This window comes from Clostridium algifaecis, assembly GCF_017874415.1.
GTDB lineage: Bacteria > Bacillota > Clostridia > Clostridiales > Clostridiaceae > Clostridium_B > Clostridium_B algifaecis.
In genome coordinates this window covers 443,949-469,649 of the sequence record NZ_JAGGLM010000001.1, presented here as the reverse complement: position 1 = coordinate 469,649, position 25,701 = coordinate 443,949, and the positions used below count along the sequence as shown (strand labels likewise).

General features: G+C 30.6%; 29 protein-coding genes, 1 pseudogene and 1 riboswitch. Of the genes and pseudogenes, 9 read left to right on the top strand and 21 right to left on the bottom strand.

All coding sequences use genetic code 11. The features are described 5' to 3' along the window. The first annotated feature begins 1 nt into the window (after window position 1). From mutL to J2Z42_RS02345, 4 genes are all read left to right on the top strand, one after another. On the top strand, window positions 2-1,828 hold the full coding sequence (gene mutL / locus J2Z42_RS02360) for a DNA mismatch repair endonuclease MutL (RefSeq protein WP_209700743.1): 1,827 nt from the start codon (window positions 2-4) through the stop codon (window positions 1,826-1,828). 18 nt (window positions 1,829-1,846) lie between these two features. After that, window positions 1,847-2,794 carry a tRNA (adenosine(37)-N6)-dimethylallyltransferase MiaA gene (gene miaA, locus J2Z42_RS02355; protein WP_209700742.1) on the top strand — a complete coding sequence of 316 codons (948 nt, stop codon included), beginning with the start codon at window positions 1,847-1,849 and terminating at the stop codon, window positions 2,792-2,794. A 109-nt stretch (window positions 2,795-2,903) separates the two neighbouring features. Beyond that, the gene (hfq, locus tag J2Z42_RS02350) at window positions 2,904-3,146 is read left to right on the top strand and encodes an RNA chaperone Hfq (protein ID WP_209700741.1); all 243 of its coding nucleotides are present in this window, start codon (window positions 2,904-2,906) and stop codon (window positions 3,144-3,146) included. Between the two features lie 80 nt (window positions 3,147-3,226). Continuing rightward, on the top strand, window positions 3,227-4,510 hold the full coding sequence (locus J2Z42_RS02345; RefSeq protein WP_209700740.1) for a methionine gamma-lyase family protein: 1,284 nt from the start codon (window positions 3,227-3,229) through the stop codon (window positions 4,508-4,510). Here the strand turns inward: J2Z42_RS02345 and lexA are convergent. Beyond that, window positions 4,507-5,115, bottom strand: a complete 609-nt coding sequence (lexA, locus tag J2Z42_RS02340) for a transcriptional repressor LexA (RefSeq protein WP_209700739.1) — start codon at window positions 5,113-5,115, stop codon at window positions 4,507-4,509. The two genes, J2Z42_RS02345 and lexA, sit on opposite strands and share 4 nt — an antisense overlap. Window positions 5,116-5,223: 108 nt before the next feature. Between lexA and J2Z42_RS02335 the strand changes: the two genes are divergently transcribed. Continuing rightward, entirely contained in the window at window positions 5,224-5,664 is a 441-nt protein-coding gene (locus J2Z42_RS02335; protein WP_209700738.1) for a hypothetical protein, read from the top strand. Between the two features lie 15 nt (window positions 5,665-5,679). Here J2Z42_RS02335 and J2Z42_RS02330 read toward each other — a convergent pair whose 3' ends face one another. Next, a complete protein-coding gene (locus tag J2Z42_RS02330) occupies window positions 5,680-6,663 on the bottom strand; it encodes a tyrosine recombinase XerC (RefSeq protein WP_209700737.1) in 984 nt (327 codons plus the stop codon). 729 nt (window positions 6,664-7,392) lie between these two features. Between J2Z42_RS02330 and J2Z42_RS02325 the strand changes: the two genes are divergently transcribed. The 4 genes from J2Z42_RS02325 (at window position 7,393) to J2Z42_RS02310 (ending at window position 11,278) form a co-directional block, all read left to right on the top strand. Next, entirely contained in the window at window positions 7,393-8,289 is an 897-nt protein-coding gene (locus J2Z42_RS02325; RefSeq protein ID WP_209700736.1) for an acyl-CoA dehydratase activase-related protein, read from the top strand. Beyond that, window positions 8,286-9,383 carry an acyl-CoA dehydratase activase-related protein gene (locus tag J2Z42_RS02320; protein WP_209700735.1) on the top strand — a complete coding sequence of 366 codons (1,098 nt, stop codon included), beginning with the start codon at window positions 8,286-8,288 and terminating at the stop codon, window positions 9,381-9,383. The genes J2Z42_RS02325 and J2Z42_RS02320 overlap by 4 nt, the downstream gene beginning before the upstream one ends. Further along, window positions 9,364-10,329 (top strand): acyl-CoA dehydratase activase, encoded by a 966-nt coding sequence (locus J2Z42_RS02315; RefSeq protein ID WP_209700734.1) that lies wholly within the window; start codon window positions 9,364-9,366, stop codon window positions 10,327-10,329. Before J2Z42_RS02320 ends, J2Z42_RS02315 begins: the two co-directional genes overlap by 20 nt. 91 nt (window positions 10,330-10,420) lie before the next feature. Then, window positions 10,421-11,278, top strand: coding sequence for a YitT family protein (locus J2Z42_RS02310; protein ID WP_209700733.1), 858 nt, complete (start codon window positions 10,421-10,423; stop codon window positions 11,276-11,278). Window positions 11,279-11,339: 61 nt separating this feature from the next. Here J2Z42_RS02310 and J2Z42_RS02305 read toward each other — a convergent pair whose 3' ends face one another. From J2Z42_RS02305 to J2Z42_RS02220, 19 genes and pseudogenes are all read right to left on the bottom strand, one after another. Next, window positions 11,340-11,564, bottom strand: coding sequence for a DUF3006 domain-containing protein (locus tag J2Z42_RS02305; protein ID WP_209700732.1), 225 nt, complete (start codon window positions 11,562-11,564; stop codon window positions 11,340-11,342). Window positions 11,565-11,648: 84 nt separating this feature from the next. Beyond that, the gene (locus J2Z42_RS02300; RefSeq protein WP_209700731.1) at window positions 11,649-12,449 is read right to left on the bottom strand and encodes an SDR family NAD(P)-dependent oxidoreductase; all 801 of its coding nucleotides are present in this window, start codon (window positions 12,447-12,449) and stop codon (window positions 11,649-11,651) included. Window positions 12,450-12,630: 181 nt separating this feature from the next. Next, complete coding sequence (gene trpA / locus J2Z42_RS02295) at window positions 12,631-13,419, bottom strand: tryptophan synthase subunit alpha (protein WP_209700730.1); 789 nt, start codon at window positions 13,417-13,419, stop codon at window positions 12,631-12,633. Then, window positions 13,412-14,593, bottom strand: coding sequence for a tryptophan synthase subunit beta (gene trpB / locus J2Z42_RS02290; protein WP_209700729.1), 1,182 nt, complete (start codon window positions 14,591-14,593; stop codon window positions 13,412-13,414). Before trpB ends, trpA begins: the two co-directional genes overlap by 8 nt. Continuing rightward, window positions 14,590-15,189 carry a phosphoribosylanthranilate isomerase gene (locus J2Z42_RS02285; RefSeq protein WP_209700728.1) on the bottom strand — a complete coding sequence of 200 codons (600 nt, stop codon included), beginning with the start codon at window positions 15,187-15,189 and terminating at the stop codon, window positions 14,590-14,592. The genes trpB and J2Z42_RS02285 overlap by 4 nt, the downstream gene beginning before the upstream one ends. After that, window positions 15,182-15,967: an indole-3-glycerol phosphate synthase TrpC gene (gene trpC, locus J2Z42_RS02280; protein WP_209700727.1), complete on the bottom strand. Its 786-nt coding sequence runs from the start codon at window positions 15,965-15,967 to the stop codon at window positions 15,182-15,184. The genes J2Z42_RS02285 and trpC overlap by 8 nt, the downstream gene beginning before the upstream one ends. 4 nt (window positions 15,968-15,971) lie before the next feature. Further along, window positions 15,972-16,985 carry an anthranilate phosphoribosyltransferase gene (gene trpD, locus J2Z42_RS02275; protein WP_209700726.1) on the bottom strand — a complete coding sequence of 338 codons (1,014 nt, stop codon included), beginning with the start codon at window positions 16,983-16,985 and terminating at the stop codon, window positions 15,972-15,974. Then, window positions 16,975-17,556, bottom strand: a complete 582-nt coding sequence (locus J2Z42_RS02270; RefSeq protein WP_209700725.1) for an anthranilate synthase component II — start codon at window positions 17,554-17,556, stop codon at window positions 16,975-16,977. The genes trpD and J2Z42_RS02270 overlap by 11 nt, the downstream gene beginning before the upstream one ends. 1 nt (window position 17,557) lies before the next feature. Next, complete coding sequence (trpE, locus tag J2Z42_RS02265; RefSeq protein ID WP_245331456.1) at window positions 17,558-18,985, bottom strand: anthranilate synthase component I; 1,428 nt, start codon at window positions 18,983-18,985, stop codon at window positions 17,558-17,560. Window positions 18,986-19,437: 452 nt separating this feature from the next. Continuing rightward, window positions 19,438-19,791, bottom strand: coding sequence for a stage V sporulation protein AE (gene spoVAE, locus J2Z42_RS02260; RefSeq protein WP_209700723.1), 354 nt, complete (start codon window positions 19,789-19,791; stop codon window positions 19,438-19,440). Window positions 19,792-19,811: 20 nt separating this feature from the next. Next, entirely contained in the window at window positions 19,812-20,816 is a 1,005-nt protein-coding gene (spoVAD, locus tag J2Z42_RS02255; protein ID WP_209700722.1) for a stage V sporulation protein AD, read from the bottom strand. A 1-nt stretch (window position 20,817) separates the two neighbouring features. Then, entirely contained in the window at window positions 20,818-21,300 is a 483-nt protein-coding gene (gene spoVAC / locus J2Z42_RS02250; RefSeq protein ID WP_209700820.1) for a stage V sporulation protein AC, read from the bottom strand. Between the two features lie 276 nt (window positions 21,301-21,576). Further along, a complete protein-coding gene (locus J2Z42_RS02245) occupies window positions 21,577-21,840 on the bottom strand; it encodes a DUF1858 domain-containing protein (RefSeq protein WP_209700721.1) in 264 nt (87 codons plus the stop codon). A gap of 80 nt (window positions 21,841-21,920) precedes the next feature. Further along, window positions 21,921-22,460, bottom strand: coding sequence for an ADP-ribose-binding protein (locus J2Z42_RS02240; protein WP_209700720.1), 540 nt, complete (start codon window positions 22,458-22,460; stop codon window positions 21,921-21,923). A gap of 24 nt (window positions 22,461-22,484) precedes the next feature. Beyond that, window positions 22,485-22,709 carry a YdbC family protein gene (locus tag J2Z42_RS02235; RefSeq protein WP_209700719.1) on the bottom strand — a complete coding sequence of 75 codons (225 nt, stop codon included), beginning with the start codon at window positions 22,707-22,709 and terminating at the stop codon, window positions 22,485-22,487. Between the two features lie 401 nt (window positions 22,710-23,110). Further along, window positions 23,111-23,230 (bottom strand): winged helix-turn-helix transcriptional regulator, encoded by a 120-nt coding sequence (locus J2Z42_RS14605; RefSeq protein ID WP_281063514.1) that lies wholly within the window; start codon window positions 23,228-23,230, stop codon window positions 23,111-23,113. Continuing rightward, window positions 23,228-24,336, bottom strand: a pseudogene (locus J2Z42_RS02230) (amino acid permease); the annotation flags it as partial. The pseudogene J2Z42_RS02230 and the gene J2Z42_RS14605, both read right to left, overlap by 3 nt. 133 nt (window positions 24,337-24,469) lie before the next feature. Beyond that, window positions 24,470-24,646: riboswitch (Lysine riboswitch) on the bottom strand. 39 nt (window positions 24,647-24,685) lie between these two features. Beyond that, window positions 24,686-24,892 (bottom strand): hypothetical protein, encoded by a 207-nt coding sequence (locus tag J2Z42_RS02225; RefSeq protein WP_209700718.1) that lies wholly within the window; start codon window positions 24,890-24,892, stop codon window positions 24,686-24,688. A 174-nt stretch (window positions 24,893-25,066) separates the two neighbouring features. Next, window positions 25,067-25,555: a GNAT family N-acetyltransferase gene (locus J2Z42_RS02220; RefSeq protein ID WP_209700717.1), complete on the bottom strand. Its 489-nt coding sequence runs from the start codon at window positions 25,553-25,555 to the stop codon at window positions 25,067-25,069. Between the last annotated feature and the right edge of the window lie 146 nt (window positions 25,556-25,701).

Here is a 25,701-nt window from a genome sequence, read left to right as displayed (position 1 = left end):
TATGAAGAGAATAAATTTATTGGATACAAAAACTACCAACAAAATTGCAGCAGGAGAAGTAATTGAAAGACCTTCGTCCGTAATAAAAGAACTAGTTGAAAATAGTATAGATGCAGGTGCTAAAAATATAACTATAGAAATACTTGAGGGTGGAGAAAACCTTATAAGGATAATAGATGATGGACACGGAATTCATCCCGAAGATATAAAAAAAGCATTTATGCCGCATTCTACAAGTAAAATAGAAAATATAGATGATGTATTACACATAAATACTATGGGATTCAGAGGTGAGGCTCTTGCAAGTATAGCATCTGTCTCAAAAGTTACTCTTAAAAGTAAAATAAAACAGGCAATATGCGGAAAAGAAATATCTATAACAGGTGGTAAACTTGAAAATATTAAAGATAGTGCCTGCAACGAAGGAACTACGGTTGAAGTAGAAGATTTATTTTTTAATGTACCTGCAAGAAAGAAATTTTTGAAATCTAAAAGCAGAGAAACTGCATATATATCGGATATAATAACAAGGCTTGCAATAGCAAATTCCGAAATTTCTTTCAAGTTCTTTAATAATGGTAAAAAATCCACTACAACGTTTGGCACAGGTGAACTTAAAGATGTAATACGATGTATTTATGGTAAAAATGTATATGAAAATATAATTCCCATAGAAAAACATGAAGATATAATTTCAGTTTATGGATATATAGGAAATTCGGAAATCAGCAGGGGTAGCAGAACCGCTCAAAGTATTTTTGTCAATAAAAGATATATAAAGGATAAATCTATAACTACAGCTGTAGAAAAAGCTTTCAAGTCTTTTTTGACTATAAATAAGTTCCCTTTTTTTATACTTTTTATTGATATATTTCCTGAATTTATAGATGTAAATGTTCATCCTTCTAAATTAGAAATAAAATTTAGTGACTCAAGGATGATATTCAAGGTTGTATTTGATTCTGTACATGATGCACTTAGAGAAAGCCTGAAAAATTCCTTTTCAATAGACACTGAAGATTATGATAAAATTTCAGAATCTAAAATTCAAAAAGATACTGTACAGATTCCAATTGACTTGCATTCAATGGATAAAAAAAATATTTATAGAGATGAATTTAATATAAATGAAAGCACTATATCAAGTATATCGGAACCAATTGAAAATGACTATAAAAGCAACAAAAAGCTAAATAAAAAAATTTATGATAAAGATGATTATGATAAAGAAGTTATAAATGAGGCCAAATTTCCTCCGCTCAATATAATTGGACAATTTAATAACACTTATATATTAGGGGAAGCACTCAATAATTTATATATTATAGATCAACATGCAGCTCATGAAAAAATTTTATTTGAGAAATATAAAAAAGACATACAGAAGGGCAATGTAATATCCCAATTGTTGATATCACCTGTAGTTATTGAACTCACAAATTATGATTATTCCTGTTATATGGAAAATCAGGATTTATTTAAAAGAACAGGTTTTAAAATAGAATTATTTGGAGATAATACAATAAGTATACGGGAAGTTCCTGTAATATTCGGAAAACCAGATATAAAAAATTTATTTACCGATATATTGGACAATTTAAAAAATATGGGCTCTGGAAAAACTACTGAAGTAAAATATCACCTTATAGCAACCAGGGCATGTAAAGCTGCTATAAAGGCAAATCATCCTCTATCCAGGATTGAAATGCATAATTTAATTGAAGAACTGAGATTTATTGATGATCCATTTAATTGTCCACACGGAAGACCTACTATATTAAAATTTACACTTACAGATTTAGAAAAAAAATTTAAAAGGATACAATGATAAAACTTGGAGGTTTATATGAAAGATTTATTTATACTTGCAGGTCCTACAGCTGTAGGAAAAACCGATATATCTATAAAACTTGCAAAGAAATTAAATGGTGAAATAGTATCTGCAGATTCAATGCAGATATATAAACATATGGATATAGGTTCTGCAAAAGTGACGAGAGAGGAAATGTGTGGAGTTAAACATTACATGATAGACATAGTTGAACCTTCAGAAAGTTTTAATGTAATGAGATATAAAAACATGGCACAGCATTATATAGATGAAATAGTAAAAAAACAAAAGCTCCCTATGGTTGTAGGAGGTACAGGTCTTTATATAAATTCTCTTATATTTAATTACAGCTTTACTGAGGCATGTGTGGACAAGAATTATAGAACTTATCTTCAAAATGCAGCCGTTAAAAAAGGTCGGGAATATGTACATGATCTTTTAAAAGAAGTAGATATAAAGTCTTATGAAAAGCTATACCCCAATGATTTAAAAAGAGTTATACGTGCACTGGAGGTTTATAAACTTACAGGAAAGACAATAGGTCAATTCAATAAAGAAAACAATATATATGATATACCATATAATATATACTATTTTGTACTTAATATGGATAGGGAAAAATTATATGATAGAATAAACATGAGAGTTGACATTATGATTTCAAATGGTCTTATAGATGAAGTAGTAAAACTAAAGTCTATGGGATATAATTCATCCATGCAATCTATGAAAGGTATAGGATATAAAGAGATCTTGAGTTATTTAGATGGATATATATCAATGAATGATGCTATAGATATAATTAAAAAGGGGAGCAGACACTATGCTAAAAGACAGTTGACCTGGTTTAGAAAAGATATTAGAGTAAATTGGGTTAACAAAGATAATTTTAAAAATGATGATGCTGTAGCAGATTATATAGTTGATAGATTTTATTCTATGAAAAACTTGTTTAAAAGTTAAATACTGGTATAATGTAATTATGATAAAAAATAGTTTTTGAATATGTATTAATATATTGTAAAAAATTTATATAGTATATAAAATATAAGTTACGGAGGGTGAAAAAGGTATGAGTAAAACAATTAATAATTTGCAGGACATATTTTTAAATGGTGCGAGGAAAAATAAAACACTTGTTACCCTGTACTTAACAAATGGCTTTCAAATTAAAGGAAATGTAAAAGGATTTGACAACTTCACGGTTGTGTTAGATGCTGATGGTAAACAAATGATGATATATAAACACGCAATTTCTACTATTACGCCTTCAAAGCCAATTTTATTTAATAATTTACAGGAAAGTGAATTATAGAAATGGGGATAGGCTTTTGCCTGTTCCTTTTCTTGATTATATAATTATATAAGTTTTAAAACTACAGGGAGGAAATAATCTTGCTAGAAATAACTAAAGAAAAGCTCGAAAAAACATATAAAATAAGCAATGAAGTTATAGATTTATATGAAAGGGCACTAAATGATGTAAAAAAAGAATTTGAATACTATGATGAAATAAGAGAATATAATCAGTTAAAAGTGCTTAATGCCATGCAAAAAGAGAGAATAAGCGAATCTCATTTTACAAATTCATCAGGGTATGGATATGATGATATAGGAAGGGATTCACTGGATAAAGTATATGCAGATGTATTTAATTGTGAAAGTGCTCTTGTAAGACCGCATTTTGTAAATGGAACCCATGCCCTTGGCTGCGCATTATTTGGAAACTTAAGGCCAGGAGATACCATGCTGTCCGTATGCGGTGAACCCTATGATACCTTGCATGGAATAATAGGAACAGATAATAATAAAAAAATAGGCTCACTTAAAGAATATGGGGTCAACTATGAACAAATTGACTTAAAAGAAAACGGCAAAATAGATTTTGATTCTATAGAAACACATATAAAGAATAACAAATCGATAAAGCTGGTACATATACAACGATCTACAGGATACGGATGGAGAAAGGCACTTTTAATATCTGAAATAAAGGAAATCATAGACTTTGTAAAAAATATAAATTCTGATTTAATATGTTTTGTAGACAACTGCTATGGTGAATTTATAGATACTAAAGAGCCAACAGACGTTGGAGCAGATTTAATAGCAGGTTCGCTTATAAAAAATATCGGTGGAGGAATTGCACCTACAGGTGCATATATAGCAGGAAAAGAAGAATATGTTACTCAAGCTGCTTACAGATTGACCGTACCTGGTATAGGAGGGGAGTGCGGCTCTACTTTTGGAGTAATGAGACTTCTATACGAAGGATTATTTTTAGCCCCTCATGTAGCAATAGAAGCTTTAAAGGGAGCTCTACTTTGCTCAAGAATAATGGAACTTGCCGGTTTTAACGTACTCCCTAAGTATACAGATAAAAGAAGTGATATAATACAGGCAATTAAATTTAATGATAAAGACAAACTTATAAAATTTTGCAAGGGAATTCAAAAGGGATCTCCGGTAGATTCATTTGTACAATGTGAGCCATGGGATATGCCTGGATATGAAGACCAGATCATTATGGCTGCAGGTGCATTCATTCAAGGCTCATCTATAGAATTATCAGCAGATGCCCCTATAAGAGAGCCTTACATAGCTTATCTTCAAGGCGGACTTACTTTTGACCATGCTAAAATAGGAATACTTATAGCTCTTTCTAATATTCTCAATTAGTATTGTCTGTATATGCCAACCAATTTTCCAATAATAGTGCAATTCGGTACTATTATTGGTTTCATTGTTTTATTTTCAGGCTGCAGTCTTATATGACCTTTTTCTTTGAAAAATCTCTTTAAGGTTGCTTCATTTTCAATAAGTGCTGCTACCAGTTCTCCATTTTCAGCAGAATTTGTCTTTTCAATTATAGCAAAATCGCCATCTAAAACACCTACATCAACCATACTTTCGCCGTGAACTCTCAGAATAAAAAGTTGATTGCTGCTTTTTATATAATCTATTGGAAGTGGAAAAGTATCTTCAATATTTTCTACAGCAAGAATAGGAGTACCAGCTGCTATGTTACCTATAATAGGTACATTTATCATTTCTTTTTTATTTGGCAATTCATCTACTATACCTATGGTACGTGGTTTTGCCTGATCTCTTTTTATAAGTCCTTTTTTTTCTAAATTTTCCAGGTGCATATGCACTGTAGAAGTTGATTTTAATCCTACGGCAGCACATATTTCTCTAACGGAAGGAGGATATCCTTTTTCCTTAACCTGATTTTTTATAAATTTATAAATTTGTAATTGTCTATCCTTTTTCTTCTCAGTCATAAAAACACCCCTTGATTTTTTATAATTTGAATTATAACATATATGTTGACAAATAGCAAACTTATGTTCTATACTGTAACTTGAATATAAAAAAGAGAGGAAAATACTATGAATAGAGATTACTGCATATTTGATGATAAAAAGTCCTGTAATAATTGTGGTGAGTGTGATTTATGTGATCTTGACCACAGCAAGAAATGTGATAACTGCGGAAAATGCCTTGAAATGGAAGGCTATGATATGAAAGCTATAAAAATAGACGATATTATAGAAGATAAAAAAGAAATCAAAGAATTTGAAAGTGATTCTCAATTAGCTGAGAATAAAAGTGATGGTGAAGATAAAAAAATATCAGAATCGGATATTGTTGATCTAGAAAGTCAGAATAAAATTTATGAAGATGCTTTTGATAAAGGATCTATTAAATATATAGATGATATAGACGGATTGGATGATATGTTAGAAGATGAGAAAAATTTTAAAAAAATAATGCATGAAGAATATCCAGGGCTTATAAAAATAAATAGCAGAAAAAACCAGTCTAAATAAGGCTGGTTTTTAAATTTATATTTCATCACTCAATGGGTTAGATTTAACGGCTTCTCTCAATTTTTCATCATCTACATGAGTATATATTTGAGTAGTAGATACACTCTCATGCCCCAGTATTTTTTGAAGACTTCTTATGTCTACATTTCCATATTTATACATTAAAGTTGCAGCAGTATGTCTTAATTTATGTGGTGTGTATTTTTTTACATCCAGCCCTGCTTTTTTAAGGTATTTTTTCAAAATAAGCTCCACGGATCTCTTATTTATTCTAGTATGATTTTTACTTAAAAAAAGGGCATCTTTATCTACTATTTTATTATATTCTGAATTTCTAGTTAAAAGATATTCATTTAGCGATTTCAAGCAAGCTTTGTTCAAATATATAGTTCTTTCTTTATTGCCTTTGCCTATAACAGTTAATGTATCATCTTTTATCTTTGATATATCAATTCCGCAAAGCTCTGAAAGTCTCATCCCGCAATTCAAGAATAGAGTTATCATGCAATAATCTCTTTCTTTATATTTTCCATCTATAGATTTTAAAAGGTCTCTGCTTTCCTCAAGTGATAAATAAACAGGATTTCTTTTATCTATTTTAGGAGATTCCAACTCGAGAGCTGGATTTTCATTTATAATTTTAGCTTTCCCATAAAGGTATTTAAAAAAAGACTTGAGAGAAGCTACTTTTCTGGCGCGGGCATAAGTTCCGTTGTTCCTGTAATTTTCCGCAAAAGATATGAATGCAAATAAATCACTTAAGCTTATAGATTTAACAAATTCATTGTTTATATCGCCTATAAATATATCTTGAAAATCACAATCTTCAGGAACAATACCTCTGTATAACTTTAAAAATCTAAAAAACATACTCAGATCAATTTTATAGCCAGCTATGGTATTTTTTGATTTGCCGCGTATGGTATTTAAATAATTTAAAAAGTCATTCAAGCATTTTGGTATCTTTGAATCATAAATATTTTCTAAATTGTATTTCATAATGCTATTCCCCCTATAAGAAACACGTAACTTCGCTAAATGCTTATTTAGCGAATATAATATTCTGCAAAAGTGAGCAAAAATCCTGCTTATTTATATAAATATTTTATTAACAATTTATATTAAATGTCTATTCTTGTATTGATTAAGTTTTTACACTATACAAAATATTCACTATAATTTACATTTTATTTAATTGAGCTTTATTTAAATATTTGCTGTAGTAATTTGTAAAATTCATGGTATATAATATTTATTTAAAACTCAACTGATAATATTATCAGTTGAGTTTTAAAAACTAAAAAATGACTGCCGATGACTACTGATAATTTTTAAAATTCACTTAAGCAAAAATAAGTTATCACCATATTGTGGAAAATAAGTGCACATTTATTAAATTAAAATATTTCCACAATCTGGTGATAAAACTGTTGATTCATTTTTCGCCCTTCTCCCCTTTTATTCTACTCTATAAATATAGGAAACTCCATATATAAAAATATTGTATTTTTATATAGAATTTAAAGTTAATTTATTTAAAAATGAGAAAAATAAAACGGATTTAATCATATAAAAACTAGTTTACAATATATTTAAAATTTATTTTTATAAATAAATCTATTTTGTTAATGAATATTTTTTTCATATTGAGGAAGAATATACTAGTGAATATATTTAAATGCAAAGGAGGTCTACTGCCTTTAAAATTACCTTATGGCAGTATTTTATATGATAGTTGGTATTCCAAATGGATTATTATATTATAGATATTCACCATTTATAAATACATTTTTTTCTGAGCTTGGCGCTGAAATCATAGTTTCGCCGCCTACAAACAAAAGCATACTTAATTTAGGTACTAAATATTGTGTTGATGAAGCGTGCCTTCCAATTAAAATATTTCATGGCCATGTGGCTTATATAAAAAATAAATGTGATATTATACTCATTCCTAGAGTAATGCAATTAAATAAAAAAGAATTTATATGTCCGAAATTTTGTGGGCTGCCTGAAATGATAAAAAATAATATACCTGATATGCCTAAAACTATTTCCGCCCCTATTTATACTTTTTCAAAAAAAAGTTTTAGGCCCTGGATCAAGAGCACAGGACTCATGTTTACAAAAAACTATTTAAAAATAATTTCTGCCTACAAAAAAGCTCTTAAAACCCAGGAGAATTTCAAGCCAGGAATTAAAGATTCAGGCTTTCCTATAAATGTTGCTTTAGTAGGCCATACATATAACATATATGACAATTTCGCAAATATGAATGTAATAAAAAAATTAAATAAACTTGGAATAGGCCTATTGACAACTGAGAGTTTAGAAAAAATCAAAATAGATTCTGAAGTTAAAGAACTGTTTAAAAGACCATTCTGGACATTTGCAAGAAATTGCTACGGTTTTTCAACCTACATGGCAAAGCACAAAAAAATAAATGGAATAATATACATATCCTCTTTTTCTTGTGGAATAGATTCTATAGTGATCGAGCTAATAAAAAATAAATTGGGAAACTTCCCAATGTTAATTCTCAAAATAGATGAACAAACCGGTGAAGCTGGCTTTGATACAAGAATTGAAGCTTTTTCCGATATGTTAAAAAGGAGATGTGCTGAATGAAAATAACTTTCCCCAATCTAGGGAATACCTGTCTTGCTGCAAAAGCTGTATTCGATGGACTTGGTATAGATTATGTACTTCCCCCTAAGAGCAATAAGAATATTCTTGAAGCAGGATGTCTTTACTCACCTGAAGAAATTTGTTTGCCTTTTAAAATAATGATAGGTTCCTATATTGAAAGTATAAAAAAAGGAGCAGATACAATACTTTTAGTTGGGAGCTGTGGTCCATGTAGATTTGGAGAATATTGCGAACTTCAAATGAACATATTAAAAAATTTAGGATACAATTTAAAATTTATAGTTTTAGACTCTCCAAAAGATATAGGTATGAAAGAATTTATAAGGAGATTATCTGAAATAAATAATGAAAGCCATATATCTGCTTATAAAAAGTTAAAAGCATTATCATATGGACTTAAAATAATAAATTTAATAGACGCTATAGAAAAAAAAGCTGAATTTTTATCTGGATATGAGATAAATAAAGGTCAATGTAAGAATATTTTAAATCAATGCAAAGCAAGTGCACTTAAAAGTACCACGCCTTTTGAAATGCTGTCGATTTTAAAAGGCTATAAAAATAAATTAAATAATGTTCCTGTTGATAAAAATAAAAATCCTCTTAAGATAGCTATAATTGGAGAAATATATACTATAATAGAACCATTTTCAAATCTTTTTATCGAAAGCAAACTTATTGATTATGGTGTATCTGTAAACAGATACATAACTCCAAGCTGGTGGGTAAAAGATACTATTTTATCAATTGTAAGATTAAATTCGCCTATTATAAGAAAATGTTCAAAAAAATACCTGCCATTATATATAGGTGGGCATGCTAGAGAATGTATTGGAAATGCAGTTCTTGCTAAAAAGAAAGGCTTTGATGGGGCTATTCAAATTTTCCCCATGGGCTGTATGCCGGAAATTGTATCAAAATCCATACTTCCAACTATATCAAAAGAAGAGGATTTCCCAATACTAACCTTAGTCGTAGATGAACTTACCGGTGAAGATGGCTATATTACAAGGATTGAAGCATTTTTAGATTTGCTTGAAAGGAGAAAAAATAATGTATTATATGGGAATTGACGTAGGATCCGTCAGTACAGATATAGTAATTGTAGATGAAAATATAAAATTGTTAGAATCAATATATTTGAGAACAAAAGGAAGACCAATAAATGCAATTCAAGAAGGATTCGGGCTGCTATACAACAAATACAAAAATATTCATATAAATGGTGTTGGTACTACTGGAAGCGGAAGAAAAATAGCTGCTTCCATAATAGGTGCTGATATTATTAAAAATGAGATAACCACTCATGCTATAGCAGCTTTAAATGTAAATAAAAATGTTAGGACAATAATAGAAATTGGCGGTCAGGATTCTAAAATAATACTTTTAAATAATGGAATTGTCACTGACTTTGCAATGAATACAGTATGTGCAGCTGGAACAGGATCTTTTTTAGATAGGCAGGCAGAAAGATTAGATATTCCTATTGAAGAATTTGGTTCTTATGCATTAAAGGCACATTCTTCAGTCAGGATAGCTGGTAGATGTGCAGTTTTCGCAGAATCAGATATGATACACAAACAGCAGCTTGGTTATACTGATACTGATATAATTAAAGGCCTGTGCGATGCACTTGTTAGAAATTATTTAAGCAATGTTGGAAAAGGAAAAGATATTAAAAAGGATATTTTTTTTCAAGGCGGCGTAGCTGCAAATATAGGTATGAAGGTTTCTTTTGAAAATATACTTGGATGTAATATTATAATTCCTCCAAATTATAAAGTTATGGGTGCTGTAGGTGCTGCAATTTTATCAAAGGAATATATAGAAAAAAACAATAAAATTACTAAATTTAAAGGATTTAATTTGGCAAAAACGAATTTTATTTCAAATAGTTTTGAATGTACCGGCTGCCCAAATAGATGTGAAATAGTCAAATTGCTAGGTGGTAATAAAATTGTAGGCTTCTTTGGTGACCGATGCGGAAAATGGACTAATAAAAATAATATGTCTGCTTAGATTTGACAATTTATAAATATTTAACATATACTTAATATAGTCATAGATTGGAGATGTTGTTAATAAAACAATTTAATAAGGATGTGGTCTGATGTTAAAAAAATATCATAGTATATTTTTATCAATATCAAGAATATTATTTATGCTGCTAGGTGCAACTTTAGCTTCTATTGGCCTTGAGCTGTTTTTAATTCCAAACAATATAATAGATGGCGGCATAACAGGTATATCTATTATATCAAGTTATATTACCAAATTACCTCTTGGTATGTTTATCTTTCTATTTAATATACCTTTTTTAATAATTGGATATAAACATATTGGAAAAACTTTTACTTTATCCACCCTCTTTTCCGTAATATCATTATCAGTTATGGTATCCATGTTAAAGCCTGTAAGTGCCATAACAAATGATACTCTTCTTGCATCAATATTTGGTGGAATAATAGTTGGATTAGGTGTTGGATTAGTTATAAAGAATGGTGGATCCACAGATGGTACTGAAATTGTTGCTATAATTTTAGATAAACGTACCGGATTTTCTGTAGGAGAAATAGTTATGTTTATGAATATATTTATATTAAGCAGTGCCGGACTAATATTTGGATGGGATAGAGCCATGTACTCTTTGGTCACTTATTTTATTGCATTTAAAGTAATTGATATTGTAGTCGAGGGTTTAGATGAATCTAAATCAGTCATAATAATTTCGGATAATTATAAAGAAATAACAGATGCTGTCTTAGTCAAACTTGGAAGAGGTGCTACCCTTTTAGAAGGAAAAGGTGCTTATTCTAAATCCCCCACTAATGTATTATATATGATAATTTCACGTCTTGAAATAGCCAGACTTAAATCAATAGTAACCGAAATTGATGAACAAGCTTTGATAAGTATTGGAAGCGTAGATGTATATGGTAAAAGCTTCAAAAAGAAGACTATACATTAAAAGAAAAGCGGTTTAAATATACTACTTAATAGGAGATAGAATTTTTATTAAATTCTATCTCCTATTTCCATAAATCTTTAGTTAATTTTTTTATGCCATCCGCCCTTTTTTTAGTTTCATCTTGATCAATGCTTATAATGTTATTATCTTCTATTTTTAGCACATATCCTTCTTTTGCTCCAATAGGTATATTTATTCTTTTGATATCCATCATAGTTCTGTCTTCTTTTTCACAGACAGCATATGGGCCTTCAAATCTGTCTATTACAACTCTTATATTTTTCATTTTAGCCTTCTTTCAAGTTTCTAAAATTTTATTATATTACCATTATATTACTATAATACTATACTTGCAATATAAATTATATTATTACTTACTCTTTCTGAAGTTTTTTACCATGGATTCCTGAATTTTTCTAACTATTTTTGCAGAAATATATCCCGGTGCTAATTTTGAAAATACTATAGCTATTTTATTAAATAATCCTGGAATTATTACAGCTTTATTTCTTTCCAGACCTTTAAAAGCTGCTTTAGCAACTTCTTCCGGCAGCATAGATTTTTTTATATCAGCTTTTCCTGCATTTTTTGAAAATTGTGTTCTAGTCGCTCCAGGACATAGAACACAAACATCAACTCCATAATCTTTTAATTCATTTCTAATTGCCAAAGAGAAAGATAATATATATGATTTAGCTGCATAATAAACTGAAATATATGGACCTGGTTGATATGCACCAGTTGATGCAATATTTAATATTTTTCCCCCTCCCCTGTCAATCATATCTTTAGAAAACAATTTAGTTAAACGAGTAAGTGTTTCTATGTTAATTTTTATAACTTCAATATCCTTTTCTATGTCAATATTGTGGAATAGTCCACTATAACCAACTCCAGCATTATTTATTAAAACATCAATATTGATTCTACTCGATTTTATTTCTTTGTATATTTCCTCAGCCGAATTATCTTGTATCAGATCTTTGGTTATTATTTTAATATTTACACCATATTCTTTTTCTAAAAAACTAGATATATTATTAAGTTTATCTTCACTCCGCGAAATTAAAATTAAATTAAATCCTTTTTTAGCAAATACATTTGCTATTTCTAAACCTATTCCACTAGAAGCTCCAGTAATTAATGCTGTTTTAACATCTTGTAATACCATATTATTTACCTTTCATTTATAATATATTTTAGTTTTAATAATTGATATTCTTAATTACTGTTATTTTAGTTTATTTTTAATGTATTAGTCAAATTTGTTTTATTTTTTGTTTACTTTTAAGTTTATTTACATAATATTTGTTATATAAATAAATTTTATTTTCTAATCTTATTATAGATTTCTACAATACTGCTTTTACATCTTTTATAAAAGCTTTCACATTTTTTATAATCTCTTCTTCATTTTCTGTTTCATCAACTTTTTTTACAATGGCACTTCCAATAATTACTCCATCACAATAAGGTTTCATCTCTTTTGCCATTTCAGCATTTGATATTCCAAAACCAATAGCTTTAGGAATGTCAGTATAACGTGAAACTATATCCATGTATTCTTTTATATTTGTATTTATCTTATTTCTTGTACCCGTAACACCATTAGTAGAAACACAATATATAAAACCGCTGGCATTAGTAACTATTTTCTTTATCCTCTCCTTTGAAGTAGGTGCTATTAGTGGAATTAAGGATACATCATATTTACCTGCAATTTTTAAAATATCCGCTCTCTCCTCTATAGGCAAATCAGGTATTATTATTCCATCAATTCCTACCTTACTGCACTGACTTATAAATTTCTCTATGCCGTACTTAAAAACCGAATTATAGTAAACTAAGTAAACAAGAGGTATTTCCGTTTTTAATCTTATATTTTCAACTGAATCCATTATTTTAGCAATAGTTGTTCCATTTTTAAGTGATCTTGCTGAAGACTTTTGAATTATAGGACCATCAGCTATTGGATCCGAGTACGGTATTCCAAGTTCAACAATATCTGCTCCAGCTTCCTCCATAGAATAAACAAGTTTCTCTGTTACTTCAAAGTTAGGATCTCCTGCAGTTATAAAAGAAATCATGGCCTTTTCATTCTTTCCCTTTAGTTCTTTAAATTTTAAATCAATTCTATTCATTTAAATTTACCCCCATCACACTAGCTATAGTATTTATATCTTTGTCTCCTCTTCCTGATATGTTTACAATCATAATCTTATCTTTCGATAATGTTGGTGCCAATTTCATGGCATAGGCTAAAGCATGAGAACTTTCAAGTGCAGGTATTATTCCCTCAATTGCAGATGTATCCATAAAAGCTTTTACAGCTTCATCATCTTTAATTGAAACATATTCAGCCCTTTTTACATCGTGCAAATATGCATGCTCAGGTCCTACTCCAGGATAGTCAAGTCCTGCTGAAATTGAATATGCAGGAAGTATCTGTCCATCATCATCCTGAAGTACATAAGTCATCATTCCATGTATTACACCAACTGATCCTTTTGTTATAGTAGCTGCATTTTTATCAGTATCAACACCAAGTCCTGCTGCTTCTACCCCTATAAGTCTTACATCTTTGTCATCTACAAATGGATAAAAAATTCCCATAGCATTGCTGCCTCCACCTATACATGCCAGTATATAATCCGGAAGTCTTCCCTCTTTTTCTAAAATCTGAGCTTTAGCTTCATCGCCAATTACTCTCTGAAATTCTCTTACCATAGTTGGATACGGATGTGGTCCCATAACAGTTCCAATAACATAAAAAGTATCATCAATACATGTAACCCATTGTCTCATAGCTTCATTTACAGCATCCTTCAAGGTACCTGTTCCTGCTGTTACTGAAGTTACCTTTGCCCCTAATATCTTCATTTTAAATACATTAAGAGCCTGTCTTCTTATGTCTTCTTCTCCCATAAATATTTCGCATTCCATTCCAAACATAGCTGCAATAGTTGCTGTTGCAACACCATGCTGTCCCGCTCCTGTTTCTGCTATAACCTTCTTCTTTCCCATTCTTTTAGCTAGCAATACCTGTCCAAGAGCATTATTTATCTTATGAGCACCAGTATGATTCAAGTCTTCCCTTTTAAAATATATTTTTGCTCCTCCAAGCTTCTTTGTTAGATTTTCAGCATAATAAAGAGGAGATTCCCTTCCTACATAATCCTTTAAATAATACTTATATTCATTTATAAATTTCTCGTCTGCCATTGCCTTATTGAATTCTTCTTCAAGCTCTATAACTGCATTCATTATAGTTTCGGGTACGTACTGTCCTCCAAATTTTCCAAATCTACCTTTCATTTTATATTCCTCACTTTCTCTATAAAACTTTTTATTTTATTTTCATCTTTTAAGCCAAAGCTCTCAACTCCGCTGGAAACATCTACTACATAAGGCTTGAATTTTAATATTCCATCTTCAACATTATCTATGTTAAGCCCTCCTGCCAGTATCAATTGACATTTTAGCACCAAATTACTTGCAATCTTCCAATCAAAAGTCTTTCCGCTGCCGGCTATTTTACTATCTAAAAGTATTCCATCTACATATTCATAATTTAAATTTAATATGTCTTCTTTAGTTTTTACCTTAATTGCCTTCCATACAGTATAATCACTAAAATTATCAATATAATTTTTATCTTCTTCTCCATGGAACTGAATAACATCAAGCTTCAAAGATTTCGATACGTTCTCTACAAAGTCCAAACTCTCATTTACAAATATTCCAACTTTTTTAATGCAGGGCTTAAGTTTTGATGTAAGTTCTTTTCCTTTATTTAAATCTATACGTCTCCTGCTTTTAGAGAATACAAAGCCTGCGTAATCTGGGCTATATTTATTTACATACTCTATATCTTCTTTTCGTGTAAGTCCGCATATTTTAACCTTAGCCATTTTTTATATCACCTATAAACTTCTTCATGTTTTCTAAATCATTAAGTTTTCTCATCAAGCCTTCTCCTATTAAAACTGCATTTACAGGAAGAGTTTTTATATAATTGAAGTCGTCCATAGTCTTTATGCCACTTTCAGAAATAACTACAGTTTCATCAGGTATATATTTTATAAGATTTCCTGTATTTCTTAAATCCACAGTAAAATTTTCAAGATTTCTATTATTTATTCCTATAATTTCAGCCTCTATTTCAAGAGCACTGTAAAGTTCTTCTCTATTATGAACCTCCACTATACATTTAAGACCTAAACTAGAAGCCAATTTATAGAATTTTCTCAATTTAATTCCCAGGATTCGAACTATTAAAAGTACTGCATCCGCACCAATTAATTTTGATTCATAAATTTGATACTCATCTATAATAAAATCTTTTCTAAGGACAGGTTTTTCAGCTATTTCTTTAACCTCTTTTAAATACTTATCCTGGCCCATAAAATAATGTTCTTCTGTAAGGACTGATATGGCATCTATATCAAGTTCCTTATATTTCCTAGCTATTCCGGCTGGATCAAAATCTTCTACTATTATGCCTTTAGATGGCGATGCTTTTTTCACTTCACCTATTATACAAATATTTTCTTTATTTATAGCACCTTTAAAATCTAAATTTTTAATATCTGTCCTCTCCAGCTTATATACAATATCTTTAAGAGGTCTTGTATCCTTTCTAAGTTTCACATCCTCATTTTTAACACAAACTATATCATCCAATATCATATACTTATCTCTCCTGACTGTATTTCAATATTTCCTTATATTTATTATATCCATCTCCAGAATCAATAATTTTACTTGCTAGTATTATACCCTCTTCTATATTTTCTGCCTTTTTACCTACGTATAGAGCAGCAGCACTGTTTAAAACAACTATGTCTCTTTTAGGTCCTGTCTTTCCTTTTAAAATGTCTAGTATTATATCTGCATTTTGTTTAGAATCACCTCCTGCAATATCCTCAAAAGATGATAATTTCATTCCAAAATCTTCTGGCTTTATTTCATATTTTTTTATTTCTCCATCCTTAACTTCGCATACACTTGTTGCAGTCGTAGTTGTAATCTCGTCAAGTCCATCATTGCCATGAATAACTAAAGCTCTTTCACAACCTAAATTCAAAAGAACTTTTGCTATTGGTTCTACAAGGCTGTTGTCATAGACACCCATAACCTGACCTTTCACAAAAGCTGGGTTTGTAAGTGGTCCAAGTATATTAAATATAGTCCTAACTCCAAGTTCTCTTCTTATACCTGCTACATTTTTCATGGCACTATGGTATATTGGAGCAAATAAGAACCCCATGCCTAAATCGTCAATGCTCTTTTCAACCTTGGATTTCTCAAGATTTATGTTTATTCCAAGTTCTTTTAATACATCAGCACTTCCACTTTTACTCGATACTGCCCTGTTTCCATGCTTGGCTACTTTAACACCACCGGCTGCAGCTATAATAGAGGCCGCTGTAGATATATTAAAAGTTTTTCCTCCATCACCACCGGTTCCACAGGTATCAATAGCATATTCAGACTTCAATTTAACAGGTACAGCCATATTTCTCATAGCTCTAGCACAACCTGTTATTTCAGTAATTGCCTCACCTTTCATCTTAAGACCTATTAGAAATCCTGCTACTACAGATGGTAATTCTCCTCCACTCATTATACCTTTCATAACTTCTTCTGATTCACTTTCAGATAAATCATTGCCTGACACCACTTTTTTTATAGCTTCATTTAACATGACATACCTCCTGTAAAAAATTTTTTATTATTTCATGTCCACATTCTGTAAGTATAGATTCTGGGTGAAATTGAAGCCCATATATAGGATAGTTTTTATGCTTAATTCCCATCAAAACTCCATCATCACTTTCAGCTGTCTTTATAAACTCCTGTGGAATGCATTTATCATCTACTATTAGAGAATGATATCTCATAGCTCTCATAGGATTCTTTATTCCCTTGAATAATTTGTCTTCTACATGGCTTATCATAGAGGTTTTGCCATGTTTTATTTCCTTTGCTTTTATTACTTTCCCTCCATAGGCCTGTGCTATAGCTTGATGTCCAAGACATATTCCTAAAATAGGTATTGTTTTTCCATATTCTTTTATAACATCAATGCATATGCCGGAATCATCAGGTGTGCCAGGTCCCGGAGAGATGACTATTCCCTGAAGATTTTTAAACTTTTTTATATCAGAAACTTTAATTTCATCATTTCGAACTACCCTTATGTCTTTATAGATTTCTCCTATATACTGATATAAATTATAAGTAAATGAATCATAGTTATCTATCATAAGTATCATGTTATACCACCTCCATAAGTGCTTTTGCTTTATTTAAAGATTCCTGATATTCCTCTTCCGGATTTGAATCATATACTATTCCTGCACCAGCTTGAATATAAGCATTTTTGTCTTTAAGAACGAGCGTTCTTATTCCTATACAAGTGTCCATATTTCCATTGTAAGAAAAATATCCTACAGCTCCTGCATATAAAAATCTCTTTTTATTTTCAATCTCATCTATTATCTGCATAGCTCTTATCTTGGGTGCCCCGGATACTGTACCCGCTGGAAGACATGAGACAAAAGCATCAAAAGCTGAAGTATTACTTTTTAATTTTCCTTCTACTTCAGATACTATATGCATAACATGGGAATATCCTTCAACCTGCATGAATTTTGTAACATGTACACTCCCAAATTCACTGACCTTTCCTATATCATTTCTTCCAAGGTCTACAAGCATAACATGCTCTGCCCTTTCTTTTTCATCATTTATAAGTTCATTCTTTAATTTTTCATCTTCCTCTTTATCTCCTCCCCTTCTTCTAGTACCTGCAATAGGATTTGTACTTACTATGCCGTTCTGTACAGCTACAAGTCTCTCTGGAGAGGAACCTACGACTTCAAAATCTTTAAAATCCATATAAAATAAATAAGGTGAAGGGTTTTCAGATTTCAACTTTCTATATATATCAAATCCTTTTAAATCTGTAGCACAAGCTATTCTCTGAGAAATAACCACCTGAAATATATCTCCATTTTTTATATATTCCTTGGACTTATTTACATTTTCACAGAAATCTTCTTTGGTACAGTTAGAAGCAAATTTTTGTGTCTTTGAATTATTAGGAATATTATGAATATTTGTTTTCCTATTTATCGAATTTTTGAGTTCTTCAAAGTAATCACATAGACGTTTATATTCTATATTTTCTTCTGGAAATACATTGTATATTAAAAGCACTTTATTTTTAAGATGGTCATAACATATAAAACTTTTGTAGAACATAAAATACGCTTCTGGTATATTTAAATCATCTTCATTTTTGTCTTCTATATGTTCATACTGTTTTATAACATCATAGCCAGCATAACCAATGGCACCTCCTGTAAATGGTATATCAAGCATATCAGCTTTATAATTTATATCCATAACTTGTTTTATATAATCAATTATCTTTCCTTTAAAATTACAGCTTGTATTTTTTTCTTCTACATGAATATTATCTTTAAAGCTTTTAACTTTCATATATGGATTAACAGCTATAAAAGAATATCTTCCCTTATCTTTATCAAATTCTGCACTTTCCATTATTATTTTATTTTCACCTTTTAGATTATAAAATATATTTACAGGTGTTATTTCATCTCCATTTAGATCATACACTACTGGAAAAGCTGTTTTCTTCTTTTTAAACAAATTGAATTCACTTTCCTTTAAATTCATCAAATTTGATCCCTCCAATATATCAATATATTTTTGTAAAATAAAAAGACATATCAATCCCAAACTGGGACGAAATGTCTTTTTTCCGCGGTACCACCCATGTTAATTTTATTCTGAATAAATATAAAAAGCACTTCTCCCTTTAGGAAGAAATGCATAATCTCTAAGCCACCCAAACATAAAATTCAACTTTTAAAGTACAGAGAACAATCTCGATACTTTGTCTTTTTTAACGGCAGACAACCCGGTTTTCAGCTACTATTATTTCACATCACACCTCGCAGATCCATTCACTATAAATTTTGATATCCGGTTCTCACCATCCCGGGTTCTCTTAAATCAAAATATAATAACTACTACTTCCGTTCACAGGCTTTAACTTCTTCATTTATTGATATTAATTCTAAAGCTATTTTTAATATTTGTCAATAGATTTTATTTAAATTTTTATATTAACCTTTAGGTTTAAATATCAACGAAGCTATAAATCCAAATATTATGGCAGCTGAAATACCTGCACTTGTAACTTCAAAAATTCCAGTTAAAACCCCAATTATACCATCTCTATCAGCCTCCATCATTGCTCCCTTTACAAGGGCATTTCCAAAACTACTTATTGGAACTGACGCACCTGCTCCTGCAAATTTGACTAATGGATCATATAGTCCCAATCCACCAAGTACAGCACCAACAACCACTAAAGTAGTAGTTGTATGCGCTGGAGTTAATTTAAATACATCCATCATTATCTGCCCTATGACACATATACCACCACCTACTACAAACGCCCAAAAAAGTTTTTCCAAAATAAACACCTCTTTTTATACTATTCCATTTCTATAGAAACCGCATGTGCGACAGACGGTATGCTCTCCTTTTGCTGATATGACATAGGAGACATAAGTGCACCTGTTGCAACTACTAAGATCTTCTTTATATTTTTCCTCTGAAGCTCTTTTATAAAGTGTCCATAAGTCATAACAGCAGAACAGCCGCATCCGCTTCCTCCTGAAAAAACTTGTTGATTATCATTATATATTAACATTCCACAATCTTTAAAAGCTCCATTACTAAATTCAATTCCATCCTTTTTGAGCTGCTCTTCTGCAATTTCATGTCCAATCTTCCCAAGGTCTCCTGTAACTACAATATCATAATAAGACGGATCACGATTTAACTCCTTGAAATGCATTTTAATAGTTTCAACTGCTGCCTGTGCCATGGCCTCTCCCATATTAAAAGGATCAGATATACCCATGTCAACTACCTTTCCAATAGTAGCAGAAGTTACTTTAGGACCATTTCCGCTTTTTCCTATAACTGCAGCACCAGAACCTGTTACTGTCCACTGGGCAGTCGGTGGCTTTTGTCCTCCATATTCTGTAGGATACCTGAATTGCTTTTCAGCTGCTGCATTATGGCTTGATGTTCCTGTAAGTACATAGTTTGCAGATCCGCTGTCTATAAGAAGTGATGCCATGGCCAAACCTTCCATTGAACTTGAACATGCACCAAATATCCCTAAATAAGGTATAGCTAAAGTTCTAGCTGCAAAACTGCTTATTACTATCTGATTTATAAGATCTCCACTTATAAAAAAGTTTATATCTTCTTTTTTTACTTTTGATTTGGTTATAGCTATATTACAGGCTTCTTCTAATAGCTTTTTTTCAGCTTTTTCAAAGCTATCCTGTCCCAGCCATATATCGTCAAATAACCTATCAAATTCACTTGCCATAGCTCCTTTTGCTTCAAATGGGCCACCTACAGCTGAACACCCTAAAATACTCGGTTTTGATTGAAAAATTAAAGATTGATTTCCTGAAAGCATTTTATATCATACCACCCAACCATTTTATTGCTATACTTATTATAGTTACTATAAATGCAGAAAATACTCCAAATGTTATAACCGGACCTGCAATCTTAAACATATTGCCTCCAACTCCAAGAACATATCCTTCAGTTTGGTGTTCTATAGCTGCAGATGAAATAGAATTTGCAAATCCAGTAACAGGTATAGATGTTCCCGCCCCTGCCCACTGTGCAATGTGATCAAATACTCCAAATCCCGTTAATAGCACTGCTATAATTATAATTACAGCTGAAGTTGGATTTCCTGCAGTTTGCTCTGTGAAATTAAAATATTTTATAAACATAAATTGTAATACCTGCCCAAAACAGCATATAGATCCACCAACAATAAATGCCCTTATACAATTTGTGACTACATTTCTTTTAGGCACCTTAGTATCAGCGAATTGTTGATATTTTTTTTGCTCTGGAGTTAATTTTTCCATCTTCTTTTTACTCAAACCCATATATAATCACCTCTGTAAAATAACAAATTAAAGATATTCGATAAAAATAGTTTAACCACAAATATCATAAACTATGCTAAAAATAGGTTTTAGTTTACTTTTTTATTTGTTTACATTATTTTTAATTAACATAATATTTAAACTGTAAATATTACTTAAACTCTAATTAATAAAAATGATGTACAAAAAATATTTGCACATCATTTTTATTACATACTTATAATTGGTATTTGAATTTATAAATCTTTACCTGTATAAATAAGAATTATATTATTTAGTATTATATCGTGACTTCATAGTATCCACAATTTTCTTCTCTATTTTCCATTTTATTCTGTCACTTAATGGAATTTTATTTAAACTCTTAATTAAATTTTCTACATTAATTTCATGAGCTGCAGCAGCATCTTCCAAACTTTCATTTTGAGATAAATGGCATCCAATACACCCCATGCCAAAATTTTTTAATATTTCTACTGCCTTAGGTCCCATATTCACAATATCTGTTATTAATGTTTTTCTATCGACTTTCATAGTATGCATCTCCTTATTAAACGTTGATCTTGTCCATTTAATCCCTTTATTAATATATATTTTTTGATATGTTATATATATTATATGACATCATTCAATAAGTTTACATATAATTTATAATTATAATCATCAAAGCAAACAAATTTAACTTTTTCTATAGCTTCATAATTTTTAAGACTCTCTATAACAGTATTAAAGGCTATTTTAGATGCCAATTTTTTAGGAAATCCGTACACTCCTGTACTTATATTTGAAAAAGCAATAGTTTTAATTTTATTTTCTGATGCTAATTTTAAACTGTTTCTATAAGCATTAGCTAACAAAGTTTCTTCATTTTTATCTCCACCATGCCAAATAGGTCCCACAGTATGGATAACGTACTTTGCTTTAAGATTTCCAGCTGATGTTATAACCGCTTCCCCTGTTTCCAATCTTCCTATTTTACTTATAATAACCATACATTCTTCAAGTATCTTCGGCCCTCCTGCTGAGTGTATTGCTCCATCTACACCTCCACCACCACGCAAGCCACTATTTGCCGCATTGACAATAGCATCTACATTTTCTCTTGTTATGTCACCTTTTGTTATAGTAATTTTATTTATATAAGATACAGACAAAATTAAACACCTCCATTTAATTTTTTATAAGGTCATTTCATTAAGTATGTCTTTAAGTTTTTTCAATTCTTCTATTGTCAAAGTGATTCCCTTTCCCATTTTTTCGTGTTCAGGTGCCCAATCCCGAATGTCGTATTTAGCTTCTCTGTTATTCCATGAAATTAGATTTAGTTCCTTCTTCCAACCTTTTGGTGATTCTGAAAGAGTACCTCTACTTTCCTCAATTTCAAATTTTATATTTGCAGCCATATTTATTTCACTCCTTTTTGCTTATTTTACACCTTTAATTAAAAACTATATAATCAAATATTTCATAAAAACTCTTTATTGATTATATCAAATTACTAATGTATAATTAGCTTATAGTTACATATATTAATTATATAATGCTTAAACGAGGCGAGTGATTCGCTCCTTGCTATTCGTCAATTGGCATTATTCAATAGACTATTAAGAATCTTGGTTATTTGGTGAGTGATTTAATCCTTACTAAATATACTAGGATTCTTTTGCTTTATAATATTTTAGCCAATCATAAATTTTAATCAATCGTCTCAAATTAATCTTATCAAAACTTTTTCCATTACTAGGGGTACTGGGAGCATCCGTGTAACCAAGGGCAAAGTAAAAATCAAAAACACTTCAATAGTCTATAGACGATTTTTCCCATCCCAAATACACATCATATCTAAAATAGGTATAAGTGATTTTCCAAGCTCTGACAAACTATACTCAACTTTTGGTGGGATTTGAGGATATTCTTCTCTCAGAAAACCTGCAAGTTCTGTAGCTGCTACAAGCCATACATAAACAGTTTTCTCAGCGTAAAGTCCTGTTAAGAAACAAAGTGATGCTACTACTGTAGTAGCTATTAATGCATTTACAGGAACTCCTCTCGAATTAACTTTTTTAAGCCATGCTGGAGCTTTATCATCTTTAGCCATTGCATGCAGCATTCTACTTGAAGCATACATTCCTGAATTTCCAGCTGATAATACTGAAGTTAAAATAGCTGCTTTTATACCAACTCTTTGAAATACCATTGTAAATGGACTTGTATCAACTCCAGCATCCTTATAAGGTATTAGCACACCCACAACAAATATTGTACCTAAATAGAATATTAGTATTCTCCAAAATACTGTATTGATAGCCTTTGGTATATTTTTTCTGGATCTTCACTTTCTCCAGCTGCTATACCAACAAGTTCTGTTCCTTGAAAGGCGAAACCAGCTATTAGTGATACCATAAAATTTGATTTAACTCCACCAACAAAAGGTGCATCTCCAACTGTAAAGTTTTTCAATCCTATTCCGTGACCCCCTACTATCCCAACTATTGTTACAGCACCTATTACTATAAATACAATAACAGTAATTACTTTAATTCCTGCAAACCAATATTCAGACTCACCATAAGCTCTTGCTGATAAATAATTAAGTCCAAAAATTATTATAAGGAATATAACACTCCATAAAATTGCTGGCACGCTTGGAAACCAGTATTTCATAATAAGTGCACCTGCAACCATTTCTGCTGCAACGACAACTGACCAATTGTACCAGTAATTCCATCCCATTGCAAATCCAAAAGCTTGATCAATAAATTTTGATGCATAAGTTTCAAAAGAACCTGAATCAGGCATAAAAGTTGCCATCTCTCCTAAACTAGTCATTAAAAAATAAACCATAATACTTATGCAGCCATATGCAACTAGTGCTCCTCCTGCACCAGCTTGATTAATCTTAGCTCCAAGAGCTAAAAATATCCCCGTCCCAATAGTACCCCCTAGTGCAATCATGTTTAGATGTCTCGCAGTCAAACTCCTTTTTAACTTGTTAGGAATTTGATTATTTTGTTGTTTTATATTTTGCATAATTTTCCTCCCTATTTTATTGCCATAAATGGATCAACTAAGATTTAGAAACATAAAAAATGCCTTAAGCATACACTCAAGGCATTTAACATGTATTTATATAAACATTGCCAAACACATATATTAATCCAAAATGAATGATAGTTCTCCACAAAACCATTTTGTGACAATTTTGTACATATTCTATACAAAACCAACTATGCAGTATTTAAGGCATCTACTGCACGCTTCGGCAAAATTTCCTTTTGAGCTGCTTCATCGTGCTTACCTCTACAGCTCTACTTTTAAATTTCGCTCCTCTACCTTGGTTATTCAATTATGATAGCAATTTATCCACGAACATTAATAATTAGTTAATTCCTTCTAAGCTTTTTTCAATGTTCTCTAGAGCTTTTTGTAATATGGTCCTAGGACATGCAAAATTGATTCTTTGGAAATGTTCTCCCCCAGCACCAAAGATATATCCATCGTCCAGTGCTATTTTAGCTTTTTTATGCATCAATTGCTGAAGCTCTATATTTGTTAAATCAAAATCGCTAAAATCAAGCCATGCCAAATAAGTTCCCTCTGCTTTAATCAGCTTTACTCTTGGAATTCGTTCTTTTAGAAATTTATCAATGAAATCAAAAGTATATGTTTACTAATTACGTGATTCAACATTTCTATTACCGATAATTTAATATTGTTAGTTAGCTATAAATTACAAGTGTTCACTCATATTATATCTCAATTAGAACTTTAAAATCATATTATACCATTTAGAACCACCGTGTACTGATTTAGATATACCTGTATTTGCATATCCAAACTTTGTATAATAATGAATAAGCTTTTCTTTACAATCTAGAATAACGCCTTTGCGGCCCTCTAATCTTGATATTTCTATCATATGATTCATTAATTGTGCAGCGACTCCTTGATTACGATAATTTGGTATTACTGCAAGGCCAAAAATAGTTTGATAATTTCCATCTGGAACATGTAGTGTAGCATCATTATATAGTTCATCATATATAGCAGTTTCATTTGTTATGCATCCATTGATAAAACCAATTATTTTACCATCAATTTCTGCTATAAAAAAATTTTCTGGAAATATTTTAATTCGTTGTTCGAATGATGCCTTCGTGGCTGCCTCTGTCTCTGGAAAACATCTTGCTTCCACTTCTGTTACATCATCTAAATCTTCTATATATACTCTTCTAATTTTAATATTCATTACACTAATCTCCTCGTATAATAAGCTTATAGTCAGTTAAATAACTGCTATAGACTTATTTATTTTTATATTTTGTATAGATTAAGAAAGCACTTCTATTCTATTTTCCTAGTGGGGTTCTCCCAATTTAATATTGCTGATTCTTT